This is a genomic window from Gilliamella sp. W8128, from assembly GCF_016100545.1.
Taxonomy (GTDB): domain Bacteria; phylum Pseudomonadota; class Gammaproteobacteria; order Enterobacterales; family Orbaceae; genus Gilliamella; species Gilliamella apis.
Window position 1 is genome coordinate 1 of the sequence record NZ_JACFSE010000011.1, and the last position, 17,302, is coordinate 17,302.

The 17,302-nt window shown below is 34.2% G+C and carries 12 protein-coding genes; 9 read left to right on the forward strand and 3 right to left on the reverse strand.

Annotated features, from left to right (window positions below):
- Positions 1-440: 440 nt before the first annotated feature.
- The 9 genes from H3U97_RS10680 to H3U97_RS10720 all read left to right on the forward strand — a co-directional run bounded on the left by H3U97_RS10680 (position 441) and on the right by H3U97_RS10720 (position 12,480).
- On the forward strand, positions 441-1,814 hold the full coding sequence (locus tag H3U97_RS10680) for a sodium-dependent transporter (protein WP_198198938.1): 1,374 nt from the start codon (positions 441-443) through the stop codon (positions 1,812-1,814).
- Positions 1,815-2,085: 271 nt separating this feature from the next.
- Positions 2,086-3,960: a molecular chaperone HtpG gene (gene htpG / locus H3U97_RS10685; RefSeq protein ID WP_065578237.1), complete on the forward strand. Its 1,875-nt coding sequence runs from the start codon at positions 2,086-2,088 to the stop codon at positions 3,958-3,960.
- A gap of 186 nt (positions 3,961-4,146) precedes the next feature.
- On the forward strand, positions 4,147-5,010 hold the full coding sequence (licT, locus tag H3U97_RS10690; protein WP_198198939.1) for a BglG family transcription antiterminator LicT: 864 nt from the start codon (positions 4,147-4,149) through the stop codon (positions 5,008-5,010).
- Positions 5,011-5,169: 159 nt separating this feature from the next.
- Complete coding sequence (locus H3U97_RS10695) at positions 5,170-7,071, forward strand: beta-glucoside-specific PTS transporter subunit IIABC (protein ID WP_086362061.1); 1,902 nt, start codon at positions 5,170-5,172, stop codon at positions 7,069-7,071.
- A 3-nt stretch (positions 7,072-7,074) separates the two neighbouring features.
- The gene (locus H3U97_RS10700) at positions 7,075-8,466 is read left to right on the forward strand and encodes a glycoside hydrolase family 1 protein (RefSeq protein WP_065578234.1); all 1,392 of its coding nucleotides are present in this window, start codon (positions 7,075-7,077) and stop codon (positions 8,464-8,466) included.
- 77 nt (positions 8,467-8,543) lie between these two features.
- Positions 8,544-9,362 (forward strand): histidine phosphatase family protein, encoded by an 819-nt coding sequence (locus tag H3U97_RS10705; protein WP_086354055.1) that lies wholly within the window; start codon positions 8,544-8,546, stop codon positions 9,360-9,362.
- A gap of 175 nt (positions 9,363-9,537) precedes the next feature.
- Positions 9,538-10,863, forward strand: a complete 1,326-nt coding sequence (locus tag H3U97_RS10710) for an OprD family outer membrane porin (RefSeq protein WP_086357423.1) — start codon at positions 9,538-9,540, stop codon at positions 10,861-10,863.
- Positions 10,864-10,875: 12 nt separating this feature from the next.
- Positions 10,876-11,640, forward strand: coding sequence for a histidine phosphatase family protein (locus tag H3U97_RS10715; RefSeq protein WP_065578232.1), 765 nt, complete (start codon positions 10,876-10,878; stop codon positions 11,638-11,640).
- Between the two features lie 300 nt (positions 11,641-11,940).
- The gene (locus tag H3U97_RS10720) at positions 11,941-12,480 is read left to right on the forward strand and encodes a methylated-DNA--[protein]-cysteine S-methyltransferase (RefSeq protein WP_198198940.1); all 540 of its coding nucleotides are present in this window, start codon (positions 11,941-11,943) and stop codon (positions 12,478-12,480) included.
- 375 nt (positions 12,481-12,855) lie between these two features.
- Here the strand turns inward: H3U97_RS10720 and H3U97_RS10725 are convergent, their stop codons facing one another.
- From H3U97_RS10725 to H3U97_RS10735, 3 genes are all read right to left on the reverse strand, one after another.
- Positions 12,856-14,709 (reverse strand): hypothetical protein, encoded by a 1,854-nt coding sequence (locus H3U97_RS10725; RefSeq protein ID WP_110453557.1) that lies wholly within the window; start codon positions 14,707-14,709, stop codon positions 12,856-12,858.
- Between the two features lie 530 nt (positions 14,710-15,239).
- Entirely contained in the window at positions 15,240-16,148 is a 909-nt protein-coding gene (locus H3U97_RS10730; RefSeq protein ID WP_086354050.1) for a lysine exporter LysO family protein, read from the reverse strand.
- A 100-nt stretch (positions 16,149-16,248) separates the two neighbouring features.
- Positions 16,249-17,193 carry a VirK/YbjX family protein gene (locus tag H3U97_RS10735; protein ID WP_232343811.1) on the reverse strand — a complete coding sequence of 315 codons (945 nt, stop codon included), beginning with the start codon at positions 17,191-17,193 and terminating at the stop codon, positions 16,249-16,251.
- Between the last annotated feature and the right edge of the window lie 109 nt (positions 17,194-17,302).

Here is a 17,302-nt window from a genome sequence, read left to right on the forward strand (position 1 = left end):
CTTCGTTCGCTCTTAACGCTCCTTGCCAAACATCCCTGTTTGCCATGCTAACCTCACTCAGTTGTCAGCACATTGCCAATGTCGCTAAATGAGAAGCACCAAACTGATTGATAAAAATAAACTCTTATGTTTATAGCAAGCTGATTTTAGTTTTAAAACCAATTTCGGAGAAACTTGGACGGGATTTTAGGCTTTAAAAACCCCGTTCCTCAAGTTTTTTATAGCTCTTTTTTTACAGTAAATCACTTCAAAACACCATTAAACCTAACTTTAACGATTTAATTTTTTTATTGGCTATCGTTATTAATGATAATGTCTTCTTGTTTATAGACTTATTTCATGGCATGATTTAGCGCTTTATTGATCTAATAAAAAAATAGTTAGGCTTTTGCTGATACTAAAGTTAAATATTTAATCATAACTCTAGGGAAAATAAATTCATGAGTACAGGTACTATGAAGAAAAGTCATTCACAGTGGAGCTCTCGCATGGGATTTATGCTTGCAGCTGCCGGTTCTGCTGTGGGTTTAGGTAATATATGGAAATTTCCATATATGGCTGGTGAAATGGGTGGTTCAGCATTTGTTCTGACCTATTTACTATTTATGTTTGTCATTGGCTTGCCAATTTTAGTTTTAGAATGGTTAATCGGCCGTCGCGGACAAAAAAACCCAATTCATACCATGGAAGATGTTGCGGCATCAGAAGGTCGCTCAAAATTATGGCGCTGGGTTGGTATTATTGGCGTACTTGGCTCATTTTTAATTCTTTCTTTTTATAGTGTAATTGGTGGCTGGGCGACTGATTATATCTTTTTAGCTATCAATGGCACCTTTAATGGTGTTGATGGTGCTGCTACTGGGCAAATTTTTAGTGGTTTCCTTAGCGATGTCGGTAGTCTTTTAACTTGGCATACCGTATTTATGGCAGCTAATACCATTATTGTGGCTATGGGCGTTGGTGGTGGTTTAGAGCGTGCTTGTAAAGTTATGATGCCTGGCTTAGGGTTACTGCTTTTAATTCTAGTTGGTTATGCCGCTATTGTTAGTGGCCCATCATTTGGCGTAGCGTTTAACTTTTTATTCACCCCTAATTGGTCAGCATTAAGTGGTACCGCTATTTTAGCTGCTTTAGGCCATGCGTTCTTCAGCTTATCATTAGGTATGGGGATTATGATGGCTTATGGTTCATATCTTGGTAAAGATGTGAATTTACTATCTACTGCCCGCACCGTGGTTATTTTAGACGTTATTGTAGCCATGTTATCTGGTATGGCGATCTTCCCGTTAGTATTTGCTAATGGTTTAGAAGCTGGAGCGGGTCCAGGTCTTATTTTTGTTACCTTACCAATTGCCTTTGGTAATATGGCTGCTGGCTCAATTTTAGGTTGTTTATTCTTTATCTTCCTAACTTTTGCTGCCTTAACTTCATCAATTTCATTACTTGAACCAACTGTAGAGCTGTTAGAAGAGAAAACGCCTATGGGCCGTAAAACTGCGACTGTGGTTAGTAGTGTATTAATTTGGGCATTAGGTATTGCTTGTATTTTATCCTTTAATGAATGGTCAGATGTGACGTTATTTGGTAAAAATATTTTCGATTTACTCGACTATTTAACTAGTAAGATTATGTTACCTGTGACTGGATTAGGAACTGTAATCTTTGGTGCTTGGATGATGAACCAAAAAATCATTCGCAAAGAATTGAACTTAGGCAATTTCTGGTTTGGTGTATGGTCAATCTTGACTCGCATCATCATTCCTTTAGCCGTAGTAGTTATTTTAGTTTGTGGATTTTTACCAGAAACTCGATAATTAACTTATTACTAAATCTAAAAGCCTTGATTAATATCAGGGCTTTTTTATTGACAAAATAACTAAAAAATAAGCAATTAATTAGTTATCTTAATACTCTCTCTTGAAATTATCTTTTTTATTCCCATATAGCAATACAACAATTAATCAAATTATTATGTCAATGTTAATCAATTAATATTAACAAGATAACATGTTATTTATCACTTGAAGGTGAGCATTTTGTGGTTAATATTAATTGAATTTGCAAATATAGCTGAGGTATTAGTCAATGAGTAAGCAAGGAACTGAAACACGTGGATTTCAATCCGAAGTTAAACAAATCCTTCATTTAATGATTCACTCTTTATATTCTAATAAAGAGATTTTTTTAAGAGAATTAATTTCAAATGCTTCAGATGCAGCTGATAAGCTTCGTTTTAAAGCACTTGAAAATCCAGATTTATACGCTGGTGATGCCGAGCTTGGGGTTCGTATTTCAACCAACAAAGAAGCAGGCACCTTAACCATTGCCGACAATGGTATTGGTATGACTCGTGATGAAGTCATTGAGAATTTAGGAACAATTGCTAAATCAGGCACCAAAGCATTTTTAGAATCAATTGGTAGTGATCAAGCTAAAGATAGTCAACTTATTGGTCAATTCGGGGTTGGTTTTTACTCAGCATTTATTGTTGCTGATAATGTTACTGTTACAACTCGTGCGGCAACAGCCAAAGCCGATGAAGCTGTTATGTGGCAATCTGCTGGTGAAGGTGAATATACCATTTCTGATACTAATAAAGAAACACGTGGTACTGAAATCGTCCTACATTTAAAAGATGATGAAAAAGAGTTTTTAGATGATTGGCGCTTACGTTCAATTATTAGCAAATATTCGGATCATATCTCTTTACCAGTTGAAGTACAAACTACTGATGAAGAAAGCAAAGAAGTTAAATGGGAAAAAGTTAATAAGGCCCAAGCACTTTGGACGCGTAGCAAATCAGAAGTAACTGATGAAGAATATAAAGAGTTCTATAAACATATTTCCCACGATTTTGCCGATCCGCTAAGTTGGAGTCACAATCGTGTTGAAGGTAAACAAGAATATACTAGTTTGCTCTATATTCCATCTAAAGCGCCATGGGATATGTGGAATCGTGACAATAAACACGGTTTAAAATTGTATGTGCAACGTGTTTTTATTATGGACGATGCAGAACAATTTATGCCAAATTACTTACGCTTTGTAAAAGGTTTAATTGATTCTAATGATTTACCATTAAATGTTTCGCGCGAAATCCTGCAAGATAACAAGGTAACCCAGAATTTACGCAATGCATGTACTAAACGTGTTTTACAAATGCTTGATAAACTTGCTAAAGATGACAAAGAACAATATCAACAATTCTGGAGTGAATTTGGTCTTGTTTTAAAAGAAGGGACTGGTGAAGATTTTAGCAATCGTGAGTCTATTGCTAAGTTATTACGCTTTACTACCACTAACAGTGATAGCGAGGTACAGAGCGTATCATTAGATGATTACATCAGCCGTATGCAAGAAGGTCAAGAGAAGATCTACTTCATTACTGCCGATAGTTATGGCGCAGCCAAAAATAGTCCTCACCTTGAATTATTCCGTAAAAAAGGTATTGAGGTATTATTACTTTCTGATCGTATTGATGAATGGATGATGAGCAATTTAACTGAATTTGCAGGGAAACAGTTCCAATCTATCAGTAAATCTGACGAATCAATCGAGAAATTAGCCGATCAAAATAGTGATGAACAAAAACAAGTTGAAAAAGAACTTGAGCCATTTATCGAGCGTGTGAAAAAAGTTTTAGCAGACAAAGTTAAAGAAGTTAAATTAACCCATCGTTTAACTGATACACCGGCAATTGTGACGACAGCTGCAGACGAGATGTCTACCCAAATGGCTAAATTATTTGCTGCAGCAGGACAGAAAGCGCCAGAGATCAAATACACATTTGAGATTAATCCTGATCATCAATTAGTTAAACGCATCGCTAATACTCAAGATGAAACAACATTTAGTGACTGGGTTGAGTTATTGTTAGATCAAGCGCTTCTTGCTGAAAAAGGATCATTAAGTGATCCGAGTAAATTTATTCAAACCATGAATAAATTACTTGCTCAATAGTTAATTTTCTATTTCTAATATTCAACCCGACATGGCTTGCCTGTCGGGTTTATTGCTATTTTTTACTGCAAAAGATCAATAAATTTTAAGCCAAATTTTGATACCTATCACACTTTTTCATTTTATTACTTTCTATTTTTGTTAAGCCAGACATAATAATTTAACCTTTAATTTAGACTGTAACAGATGAAAGTTCATAAAATATTAAATAATAATGTTGTGGTAACATTAGATGCAAAGGGAAATGAATTAATTGTTACTGGACGTGGGGTAGGATTTAAAAAAAGGGAAGGAGACAAAATTGACCCCCAACTTATTGAAAAGCAGTTTTCATTGAATAATCAAGAATTACTGCCAAAGTTTGCTGAGTTGCTTTCGGAAATACCTATCGAAATTCATACAACTTCAGATATCATTATCAATTATGCTAAGAAGCAGTTAGGTGGCAAATTACAAGATAGTATCTATATTTCTTTAACTGATCATATCTATTTTGCTATTGAAAGGCATAAGCAGGGATTTGATATTCCGAATAATTTTATTTGGGAAATAAAAAAATTCTATCCAAATGAATATCAAATTGGTTTACATGCTTTATCAGTGATTAAACAGCGTTTAGGCGTCGAACTGCCCGAAGACGAAGCAGGTTTTATTACCTTTCATATAGTCAATGCTCAACTAAATGATACTATGCCGAATATCGTTAATATGACGAAGATCATGCGTGAAATTTTGAATATTGTTAAATACCATTTTAGATTTGAGTACGATGAAAACAGCCTTTCTTATCAACGATTCGTCACGCATTTAAAGTTTTTTGCTCATCGTATTTTGAGTCATGGCAAACCAGCGCAACAAGATACATCATTGTATGAAATTATTCGGCATAAATATGAACAAGCCTATTTGTGTACTAAACAGATCGACTTACATTTAATCCAACAATATCAGCATCCATTATCCGATGATGAAAGTTTGTATTTGACTATTCATATTGAAAGATTAAGGGCCGAGCTAAAAAATAATAGTGTGATCGAAATCACAAAATAATTAACTAGTTGCAACAATATTATAAAATTTATGTTAATTTAATTAATACAGAAATTTTGGATTGTTATTGCATCAACTGTTTTTTTGATGCAAGCAAAACCTAAACTCTCAATGGAATGGGGGTTTAGGTTTTTTTTTGCGCTTAAATAAGGATAAGCTATGAAAAACAAACAACTTGCCGAAGTAATTATTGAGCATGTAGGTGGTAAGGATAACATTACCAGTCTAGTACATTGTGCAACTAGACTTAGATTTGCGTTGAAAGATGAATCAAAAGCAAACGCTGAATTTTTGAAAAAACAAGCGGGTATTATTACCGTTGTACAAAGTGGTGGACAATTCCAAGTCGTGATCGGTAACAGTGTTGCAGATGTGTTTAATGCCATCATGCAATTAACTCATCTTAATGAAAAACCGACCAACGATGCGCCATCCGCCGCACCTAAAGGTATTGTATCAAAACTGATTGATTTAGTTTCAAGTATCTTTATCCCTGCGCTAGTTGTACTTGTTGCTGGTGGTATTTTTAAAGGAATAGTAGCAATACTACAGGTTATGGAACTTGTTCAAGCCGGCTCACCAACCCTTAACTTCTTAAATGCGATTGCAGACGCCCCATTCTATTATTTACCAATCATTCTAGGCTTTTCAGCGGTTAAAAAATTCGGTGGTAATCCTTATGTAGGTATGGCATTAGGTGGTGCATTGGTTCATCCTAGTGTGGTTGGTATGTTAGGTAATGCATTTGAATTACAGACAGAATTTTTTAGCATTCCTATTAAATTAATCCCTTATCCTTCATCGGTTTTCCCAATAATCTTAGCTGCATGGTTCTATTCATTATTAGAACGTAACTTGAACAAAATCATGCATGACTCGTTCAAAAAGTTTATTGCTCCATTATTTGGTTTGATAATTACCGTACCAATAACCTTTGCTGTTATTGGTCCAGTTGTGTCATTCTTAAGTGATACAGTTGCTAATGGTATCATCTATGTTTATCAACTTAACTCTGTCATTGCTTCTATGATTTTAGCTGCTCTTTGGCAAGTGATGGTGGTATTTGGTATCCATTGGGGATTAGTACCATTTGCGATGAATAATATCTCGGTTTATCAAGAAGATTTTATGATCCCAATCTTATTCCCTGCGGTGTTCGCTCAAGTTGGTGCGGTATTAGCGGTTATGTTACGCAGCAAAGATCCACAAGTTAAAACATTAGCAAGTTCATCGGTATTATCAGGAATTTTTGGGGTAACTGAACCCGCTATTTATGGTATTAACTTACCATTAAAACGTCCATTTATTATCGGCTGTATTTCAGCAATGATTGGTGGTGGTATTGTTGGTTATTATCATTCGGTTATCTATTCATTCAGCTTTATTAGTATCTTCTCATTTTTACAATTAATTCCACCTACAGGCATTAATGAAAAGTTTTATGCGGTAGTATTTGGTTCACTTATTTCATTTGCAGTAGCAACATTAGTCACTTATCTATTTGGTATCCCAAAAGATAAAAATCAAAATAATGAAAATGAAACAGAAAATTCTGATTCAAATAACAATAAAACTGATAGTGATGAACTTGTAAAAACAATCACTATTGCCAGCCCATTAACTGGTCAAATTATAGACTTAAAGGAAGTTAATGATGCTACTTTTGCGAGTGGTTTAATGGGTAAAGGTACTGCAATTATTCCAACTATTGGCGAAGCTGTCGCACCAGAAGATGGTGAAGTAGTGTCACTATTTAGAACGAAACATGCTATCGGTTTCCAAACTAAATCAGGTGCAGAAATACTTATCCACATTGGTGTTGATACAGTTAAGTTAGATGGCCAACATTTTGAAGCTCATGTAGAAAGTGGTCAAAAAGTGAAAAAAGGCGATCGCTTGGTAAGCTTTGATATTGAAGCAATTAAACAAGCCGGCTTTGAAGTCACTACACCAATCATTATCACTAACAGTGATGACTATATCGATGTGCAGTGCATATTTAATCAAGATAATATTCAACATGGTGACGCACTATTAGCGTTAAGTGCAAACAAGGAGTAAAAAATGGCTAACACTTTTCCTAATGATTTTTTATGGGGTGGCGCAATTGCTGCTAACCAAGTCGAAGGAGCATATAATGAAGATGGTAAAGGTCTTTCAACATCTGACTGTACTCCTAATGGTCTATTTGGCGATATAGTTGATCGTAATAATGTTGAAATTACTAGTATCAAAGATCGTGCTATCGACTTTTATCATCGCTATCCAGAAGATGTAGCCCTGTTTGCTGAAATGGGATTTAGTTGTTTAAGAACATCAATCGCATGGACACGTATTTTTCCTAATGGCGATGAAGAACAACCAAATGAAAAAGGTTTAGCATTTTACGATAAACTGTTTGATGAAATGTTAAAACACAACATTACGCCTTTAGTCACCTTATCACACTACGAAATGCCCTATTACCTAGTTACTCAATATGGTGGTTGGGGAAACCGTAAAGTGATTGAGTTTTTTACTCGCTATGCCAAAACTGTTTTCGAACGCTATAAAGATAAAGTGAAATATTGGTTAACTTTTAATGAAATTAATATGTCACTACATGAACCATTTACCGGTGTCGGTTTAGCTAGAAATAGCAGTAAAGCGGAAATCTATCAAGCTATTCACCACCAATTAGTAGCCAGTGGACGGGCAGTTAAACTTTGTCATCAAATTATACCCGATGCAAAAATTGGTAATATGTTACTTGGTGCTATCGCTTACCCGCTTAGTCCAAAACCAGAAGATGTTTGGGCAACGCATTTAGAAAATCATGGTTGGTTGTTCTTTGGTGATGTGCAAGCACGTGGCTATTACCCAACTTATATGAATCGTTATTTTAAAGAAAACAATATTGAATTAACAATTACCGATCAAGACCGTGAAGATTTGAAAGAAACTATCGATTTTATTTCATTTAGTTATTACATGAGTTGTTGTGGTACAGCTGACGACTCACTTCGCAAAAAGGGTAACATTCTTGATATGGTACCTAATCCACATCTCAAAGCGTCTGAATGGGGCTGGCAGATCGACCCAATCGGTATCCGTTACTTATTAAACTTGCTTTATGAACGTTTTCAAAAACCACTATTTATTGTTGAAAATGGCTTAGGTGCTAAAGATAAGCTTGAAGCAGATGGCACTATTAATGATGACTATCGTATTAATTATATGAACGATCATTTAGTGCAAATTCGTGAAGCGATTAATGATGGTGTTGAAGTGATGGGATATACCAGTTGGGGACCAATTGACCTAATCAGTGCATCTAAAGCAGAAGTGACCAAACGATATGGTTTTATCTATGTGGATTTAAACCAAGACGGCTCTGGTACGTTAAAACGCTATAAAAAGAAAAGTTTTTATTGGTATCAATCAGTCATTTCATCGAAAGGTGCTAATTTAAAATAATGATGATTCCGGTAGGTCCTCTGCCCTACCGGTAATTTTACTCATCATACTAATGACAATGCTATATGAGGCTAATGATGAAAAATAAAACAATTAAAGCAGTATTCCTTACTAGTGCACTATTATTAACAACGCTTGCTACTGGTTGTAGCAATAAAGCAAATAATGCCACAAGCAATAATAGTGATGATGCCATTAACATTTATTTTGCTCGACACGGTAAAACTTTATTTAATACCTATGATCTTGTACAAGGTTGGGCTGATTCACCATTGACTGACAAAGGTATTGAAGTTGCTCGTTATTTAGGCGAAGGATTTAAAGATAAGCACATTCAATTTGATGCTTATTACACCAGTGATGCTGGACGTCAGCGTGAAACAATGCAAGTTTTGTTACAACAAAAAGGGGTTAAAGATTACCAGATCCAAGAATTAAAGGGTTTACGTGAAGTTTTTTATGGTGGATTTGAAGGAGGAAGCAATGCCAAGATGGTATCTGCATCCATGAAATCTCTTGGTTTTAAATCTGTTGATAGCTTTTATAAAAGTTATGTGCAAGGACAAATTCCCGTGGCAACTCTAACTAATGCCATCGCTAAGAGTGATCCTAAACAGCAAGCGGAAAATTTTGACCAGGTTAAAGAGCGTACCCAAAATGCTCTACATAGCATTGTAAAAACAGCTCAGGATAAACATCAAAAAAATATTTTGGCTATTTCATCTGGTATGTCAATGCAAGCTATGATTTCTGATTTAACCGATAACCCAAATAAAAACAAACCATTGTCAAATGCTACCGTGGTTAAAATTGTGTATCAAAATGGTAAATATAGTGTAGTTGAAATTGGCAGTATGGACTATGTTAATCAAGGTAAATTATCACTAAATAAATAAACAACTGGAGGCAAACAAATAACCATAATCTGAATAAAATTAGATGATTAGTAATTAAATTAGTAAAATAGGATTGTTACTGCTTAGGCAGGCAAAACCTAAATATCAGCCCAACCGATAGGTTTGTGGGCGGTATTTAGGTTTTTTTTTGGGAAAATAAAGATAGGATATAACAATGAAAATAAAGTACCTTTCGCTAGCACTTCTTAATATTATGTGTTTTTCAGCTGTTGCGGCTGAAGCAAATTCGCTAAATACTGATAATAGTTTTTTCAAAGATAGCAAATTTGAATTTTCAACACGTAATCATTGGAAGTATTTAAAAGAAAATGCATCGCAACCCAAAGAAGTTCACAGTGCATGGGGACAAGCATTAACACTTAACTATAAATCAGGTTATTGGTTAGATATCTTGGGATTCGATGTTACTTATGACAATGTCATCAAACTTGGAGCCAGTGATTACTTTGCAACTCGTAACTTACTTTATAATGATGGTAAAAAAGCTGATAAACACAATGCACACGGTTTTAACAAATTTACACAACGTTATGCTAAAGTCAAATTTGGCAATAAAGATGTCAATTTTAATGGTAAAGCTGGTTGGCATAGTTTAAAAGACATGGGGGTAATTAGTTCGTCGCAAAATTTAACCCGTAACAGTTATCTCGGTTATAGTGGAACATTTAAATACTCTAATTTGGCGTTATCGCTAGCTTATATTGATAGTGCTCTACCTCGTGAATCGGCCAAAAAAGTGCATTTTTATAGTTTAGATAGAAAATCTGAAATTGATAATATCAAAACAGCTGAAATCGCCTATAAAGATAAAGTAATTAAACTTGACTACTCTTATGGTGTAGCAAAAGATTATATTAAACGTCATGCGATTGAGTTTTCTTATAAACCGATAGAAAAACTAACCGTTGGCTCACAAATCTATGGCAGTACTGCTCTTAAAAATCATGACAAAATGAAAGCCAATGTGCGTGATTTTGATGATTCAGCGTGGCATTATGCAGCCGATGTTGAATGGAAAGAAGCAGACTGGAGTGCCAAATTCGGTATCGCTTATACCGACGCCAATCGCAAAGGCGCTATCGGTTATTATGGCCGTCACATAGGTAAAAATAACCGTGGACGTTATAATGGTATGGCTGCGGCTGGTGCAGACTATATGCGTGACGGCGAAGTGGTTTTATCAAGCGTGTTAGGTTATGACTTCTTTAAAGATAATACCACTGGTTTATATCTAAACTATGGTGAATTTAACTATAAACACGAAACCCTAAAAAATGGTGAAATCAACGTGTTTAATATCTGGAAACCAACCAGTGGAACATTTAAAAATCTATCTATTTTGTCAAAATTTGGTTATGGTTGGTCTTATAAAACCATGAGCAGCAAAGACATTACCCCTAAATTAAGAGATGGCCATGCGCAACGTTCACCGACTTTATCAGCAGAAACCGTTATTGATTATCGATTTAACTTGTTTTAAAAGGACAAAACTATGAAAAAACTTATTAAACTTATTGGATTAACCGCAATTCTTACCGCATCACTAGCACAAACTGTTGCTGCCGATGTGAATATCTATTTTACTCGTCATGGTAAAACTATGTTTAATAACGTGCATCGTGCACAAGGCTGGTCAGACACACCTCTTACTAAACCTGGTATTGAAGTTGCAGAGCAACTTGGCCGAGGTTTAAAAGATGTTGATTTTATTTCGGTATATTCAAGTGACTCTGGTCGTGCCAGACAAACAGCAAGAATCGTACTTGAATCTAAAGGTGAAACTAAATTAAACATTAATGAAATGGAAGGCCTGCGTGAAACTTGTTTTGGTGATTTTGAAGGTGATCTTGACCCAAACATGTGGAACCCAGCAGCACAACATTTAGGTTATGAGTCAGACAAAGCCCTAATGGCGGATTTAGCTAAAGGTAAAGTTACTCTTAAAAAAATGATGGATGCAATCAAAGCTGTTGAGAAATCTGGTCAAGCTGAAGACTATAATGCCGTTAAAACTCGTATGCAAGCCTCATTAAAGGCTATTGCTAAATCTGCTCAAGAACAAGGTGGTGGTAATGTATTGGTGGTCTCTCACGGTATGGCTATTATGGCAATGGTTGAAGAGATGTTAGACAAACCAATCACGAGTGGACTTGGTAACGCGAGCGTAACTAAAATCCGTTATACTGATGATGGTAAATTTATCGTTGAATCATTAGGCGATATGAGCTATGTAGAAAAAGGCAAAGCTAGCAAATAATCTTTACAAAAAGACTCACTAACGTGAGTCTTTTTTTATTATTGTTGAGTCATATTGTATTCACTCTACTTTGTTTAATCACTTTACTTTCGCTATTAATACATAAAAATAATAAGTTAGTTTACTCATACTCATCATTCGTAATAGTCTTATAATATTTTTATTAATCAATTTGTTAACAAAAATAATTTTAATAACTACTGAATTGAACAATCTAAAATAAACAACTATTTTTACTACTTAAATTACATTAACTGGTTATAATAAAGTATCGCTTAATCGGTAATATTAGGATTTTTCATGTTTTATATTAGCCACTATTCGTCACCAATGGGATTGATAACTTTAGCTAGTCAACACAATAAATTAATTGGTGCCTGGATTGAAGGACAAAAATATTTTGGCCAAATTGTTAATTCGACCAAACAAGAAAAATCTAATTTAGCAATATTTAATCAGACTAAAAAATGGTTAGACGACTATTTTCTAGGAAAAAAACCATCTATAAAGCAATTATCACTGGATCCTCAAGGTAGCGCATTTAGGCATATGGTATGGGACATATTAGCGCAAATTCCTTACGGTGAAGTCATTACCTATGGCTATATCGCAAAACAAGTGGCATTGCAATGTAATAAGCCACATATGTCCAGTCAAGCTGTTGGTGGAGCGGTTGGTCACAATCCTTTATCAATTATTATTCCTTGCCATCGGGTTATTGGAGCCAATGGTAACTTAACTGGTTATGCCGGTGGAATTGACAAAAAAATTTGGCTTTTGCAACATGAACAAGTTGATATGCAAAATTTTTTCACTCCTAAAAAAGGCACAGCGATTTAAACTAAAATTGAAACACTCTATATTTTACTTTAACCATGTATGTTGTAGACGATAATTCTGCGTCAAATGCCGTTAATAACGCATTTGGTAGACGCTTGCTTAACTTATTCTAATGAGAATCGACAACTTGCCATCCAATCATTAACATATTTTTTTATTGTGAAAATCTTACTTTTAATTCATGATCTATAATTCAGTAACAATAAAGCTACCCTCATTATAAACGCGTAAAAATACACTTTCTTTATTATAACAATATCCCCTTATATTGAGATTGTAAGACTAATGTTTTACGAATAGTTATTTAAAATCTTACATATAAATCTCAATACAATGGATAATATTTTAATTTAATTGTTAAACTTCTTATAGCTATTAAGGTGAAACACAAGCTATATAATTGTCTGATGAATTTTCTAATAATCCTACGTGACCTGCATCCATATTAACAAATGATGGAATTAGTTCTCTCACTTTGTCATGGTCAGAGTTGTTATTCTTAAACTTAATTATCTTCGATTTTGAAGTAGCAATTAAATAATTACTATGCGACCAATCACTATCTGGATAATTAAGGCACCTTCTGCTACTTTTATCTAAACATCCCCATTCATTGATTATTCCACTGAACCATTCGCCATCTTTACGATAGCTCAACTGGCGAATAGCGTTTGTAGATGCGGGATTAACAGCCCCAGTGCCTGTAATAGACGACTCATCTATCATTTCCCAATAGAGATCATTGGTCAAATCATGCATTTCACTTAGCCGATAACCTGTACCTAAACGACGACACTCATCTTGACCTTTCGCCTGATACAACAATAAATCTTCTTTGGTATTAATATTTTGATAAACAATATCGGTAGGAATATACCAACGCATCAACTTAAATTCATAAAGTATCTTACTTTTTTCACTATCTGCATACAGTCTAAATGTAGAAGGACTAAAACTTTTATCATTAGATGTTATGCGAGGACCAGTTAAAGTTATCTTTAAACCTTTCTGTCGTACACCATAAGGCTCGCCATAGCCCCACCAATTATCATGAGGCCAGCCAGTTATTCCCGTACTTAAGGTTAATCTAACATTACCACCTTCTACAGCACTTATGCTACTACCATTGGCCGCGATCACCGCTTCTGGACTTATTCCTGCCAATAACAAATAAAAATATAATCCATTAGAGCCTGTACTAGGAAAATTATTGTTATAAACTGAATTTTCACCATCATAATTACCGCTGTTTCGTGCGCCATTAGTCTTAAATCCTTTACTTGGATAACCTCTATACATCCAGTCAATTATACCAGAATCCCATCCCGGCCTATCGAACAACATAATACCACCAGTCATAATAGCTTCAGTACTATCATCATATAATAGACTCGGTTGAGCATAGCAGACATGAGGTTCGACTTTAGGGTTTATATAATAATTATGGCTACCGCCCATAAAACTACTTTTATTCGGCTCACCATATAGGGTTTTTAATTCACCATTACTTGCGGTTATGGTTAATTTATAAGGACCATCACATTCAATAAATTTACTATGGGCATTGTTTTTAACTTTGTCTGTCACATCAACGCCATTAATATTTTCCCATGTAACACCTATATCACCACTCGCTGTTGCTATAACTTCACCGGTTACATCGTCGTAACCATCGCCATCATCATCACCAAAATAGTTATACGGTGACTTGAGTAAATCAGACATTTTCACTTTAGGGTAATTAGTATTGCCTGACTGCGGTAACGGAACGATGGTCTGGATACTCGCATAAGTATCGCCTTGATTCGGTAACTCGATTGGATTAGTAAGACTTGATTCATCATTTGAAGCATTAATTACTGTACCATCAGATAAAGTGATACCCAATAAACTTTCCGTACTATCGACTTTAGAGATACCTCCATCATAAGTAAGATATGGTGCACCACCATAAATTGTATTGACTGTAGTTATATTTAAAGCATATGAGGAATTAACGGAAATGGTTAATAAACTATTTATAACCAATACACTTATTAGCATCGGTTTTAAACAAAAAAAAGATTTTATAAAATTGACTTTAAAAAACAAAAAGTTAACAGTAAATAAATCTTTAAAAGAAAAAAATGAATGTTGATTCTGAGGCAAATATATTGCTAACATTGCAGCAATTAATCGGTTAAATAATCCTAATTTATGTTTAGTTACTGAACAACTACTTGGTAACATGTATCAATCCTTTGTAAAAGTATTATATTTTTTATTATGAAAAATCAATTTTCTAAAAAAAGTATAAATAATATCACTAGCCATATCAAACTTTGTAATGTTAAATTTTGTCAAATAATGTAAAGTAAAGTTAACTAAAACGCTTTGATTTTATGTTATAAATTTGAAATAGTTTTAGCTGACTTTAATAAAGACTAAAATATTGCTAATTTTAGTTACTGCCGCGCAAAAATTTTTATCACAGTTGATTAATAAGTTAATATTAAACTACAAAAAATACTTTTTTAGGCTTTTAATACAGGACAAATTGATGCTAATTCTGAAAAATAACCATTTAGAAGCTAATCAGATAATTAATTGGTTGATAAAGAGACTTTTTATTAAAATAGATTAATAATTCAATGTTCAACTTTTAATAGTGTAGTTTTATTACTGTCGAAAATTTAAATCATCATATAGTTACAATGATAATCACCAGTAAACTATCTATTATTAGTTATCAACCTCACCAGTTAAATTTAGGAAAAAAATTAGAATAATCCAGAATTAAACAGAGTCATAAATATTGGCATTATTAAGGTTAATAAAAAACCTTGCACGATGGCTGGTGGTACAATACTTACCCCTGCACCTTTTTGCAGCATAGGTAAGGTAAAATCCATAGAAGTTGCGCCACATAAACCTAGTGCAGTAAGTTTATATCGTTTGATTAAGGTAGGAATTAAGATAATGGCACATAATTCTCGTAGAATGTCATTTAAGAAAGTAGCACTACCAATGATTGGACCATGAGCTTCGGTCATTAGTATTCCCGATAATGAATACCAACCAAATCCTGATGACATTGCCAACCCTACTCGCACTGGTTGTGCCAATATCAAGGCGGCTATAATACCACCTAAAAAGGTACTTAGAATGACAATAATGGTAGTAGCAATACCCACTTTATTCAATAAAATCTGTTTTAACGAAATATTATTACTACGTAACTGAATACCAATAAGTAATAGTAAAAATACTAAAACCACTTTGGTAATATCTTCACTATATTGCCAAATAAAAAGTGGAAAAAGTCCTGCAACAAATCCTGCTATCAATGCAATACAGACCCGCAAGGATTCCAAGATCATTTTAAATCGTGACTCATAAGTTTGGCTGCTGTGGGTGGTGCGCCATGGCAGTAATATATCTACTAGGGCTAAGAAAATGAAATTACCACCAAAAGTGCAGATAAAAATAATACCAGTATAAAACAGGATAATTTTTAAATTAGCAGCGAGATTATCTAAATGAGCTAGTTCGGTTCCCATTATAAATAGGATAAAATAGACCATCCAGCTTAGGACTTGGTTTATTTTGGCGATCCATTTTTGCTCTTTAAATCTAATCAAATAACCTAGACATAACGGTACTAAAGCAATAAGAATACCAAAATACATATTTCATTCCTTAATTATCATTTTTATATTAAAAGTATTAGATAAATTTGGATCTTGTTTAATATCGCTTGCAATATAACGCAAGCGATAGATTAAAAGATTATTTTAATGATGCTAATTGTGTTTCAATATTGTTCTTGAGCTCATCTAGTAATGCATAACGATTGCGATACTCAGAACGCTTTTTACTGGCAACCTCTTCCAGTGATTTGCGGTTAATCTGGTTTGGCAATATAAATAACGATCTTGAATCTTGCTTACCATCAATAGTTAACCAAAAATCATCATAATCCGATAAGATTCTCTCTTGTCGGCTATTATAACGCCAGTTGTTGTAGACATGAGTTTTATTACCTACCGCTATAATCTGTTCAAGTTGAAAATAACTCGCAATAATTAACGCTGCCTCAACTGCCACGCGTTTAGGAAAAAGCCCATAGCACTGCTTTGTTGCCTGTTGTACTCGGGTTCGAGCTTCATGATGCCCTGTTCCTTGTAAGCCGGAAATAAAAAGAGTTGGCTTTTGTTGATATTTAGCGATGGAAAAAGTTAACGTTGCTAAATCAATGCCGTCATTATCATAAAAATAGAGGCTGAGTTCCCCTTCCCGAGCATATTTATTACGTGCTTGAATCGCAATTTTTATATTGGCTTCATTTTTTGCTGTAATACTAGCCAATTCAAAGGGAGTATCTAAGTTATAAAAGGCTTTAGTCATGCTATCAGGGCGATTAGCCAAAAAATCATAATGATAAGCTAATGCCTCGTATCGCTCTTGTTGACTCAAACAAGAAGCTAAATAAGGTCGTTGTAGTTTACAAGGTAAATTAGTTTGGCATGATAAATAGTAACCAAGTAACTTGTATTGTCTTAATTTGTCTAATAATTTAAGCGTAATAGGACTTAAAAATAGAGTTCGAAAAAAAAATTTATAACGATAAGTCGGTTTAAGCCATAATTCGTTAAGTGGTAATTTACCTGAACAAAGCCAGTTAAAAAGTTGCCATTTACTTTTAGGCTGGGACATATTCGTAATATTATTCATAAGCAGAAAAAAGTATTTGTATTGGTTAATATATAAAAGAGTTATATGTGGTTAAATTATAAATTATCAATTAGATATTTATGATTATTTTCAAATTTAAGACACCATT

Coding starts and splice junctions, on each gene's coding strand:
- htpG (WP_065578237.1), top strand. CDS start 2,086: ATGAGTAAGCAAGGAACTGAAACACGTGGATTTCAATCCGAAGTTAAA.
- H3U97_RS10715 (WP_065578232.1), top strand. CDS start 10,876: ATGAAAAAACTTATTAAACTTATTGGATTAACCGCAATTCTTACCGCA.
- H3U97_RS10735 (WP_232343811.1), bottom strand. CDS start 17,193: ATGAATAATATTACGAATATGTCCCAGCCTAAAAGTAAATGGCAACTT.
- H3U97_RS10730 (WP_086354050.1), bottom strand. CDS start 16,148: ATGTATTTTGGTATTCTTATTGCTTTAGTACCGTTATGTCTAGGTTAT.
- H3U97_RS10705 (WP_086354055.1), top strand. CDS start 8,544: ATGAAAAATAAAACAATTAAAGCAGTATTCCTTACTAGTGCACTATTA.
- H3U97_RS10700 (WP_065578234.1), top strand. CDS start 7,075: ATGGCTAACACTTTTCCTAATGATTTTTTATGGGGTGGCGCAATTGCT.
- H3U97_RS10720 (WP_198198940.1), top strand. CDS start 11,941: ATGTTTTATATTAGCCACTATTCGTCACCAATGGGATTGATAACTTTA.
- H3U97_RS10710 (WP_086357423.1), top strand. CDS start 9,538: ATGAAAATAAAGTACCTTTCGCTAGCACTTCTTAATATTATGTGTTTT.
- H3U97_RS10695 (WP_086362061.1), top strand. CDS start 5,170: ATGAAAAACAAACAACTTGCCGAAGTAATTATTGAGCATGTAGGTGGT.
- H3U97_RS10725 (WP_110453557.1), bottom strand. CDS start 14,709: ATGTTACCAAGTAGTTGTTCAGTAACTAAACATAAATTAGGATTATTT.
- licT (WP_198198939.1), top strand. CDS start 4,147: ATGAAAGTTCATAAAATATTAAATAATAATGTTGTGGTAACATTAGAT.
- H3U97_RS10680 (WP_198198938.1), top strand. CDS start 441: ATGAGTACAGGTACTATGAAGAAAAGTCATTCACAGTGGAGCTCTCGC.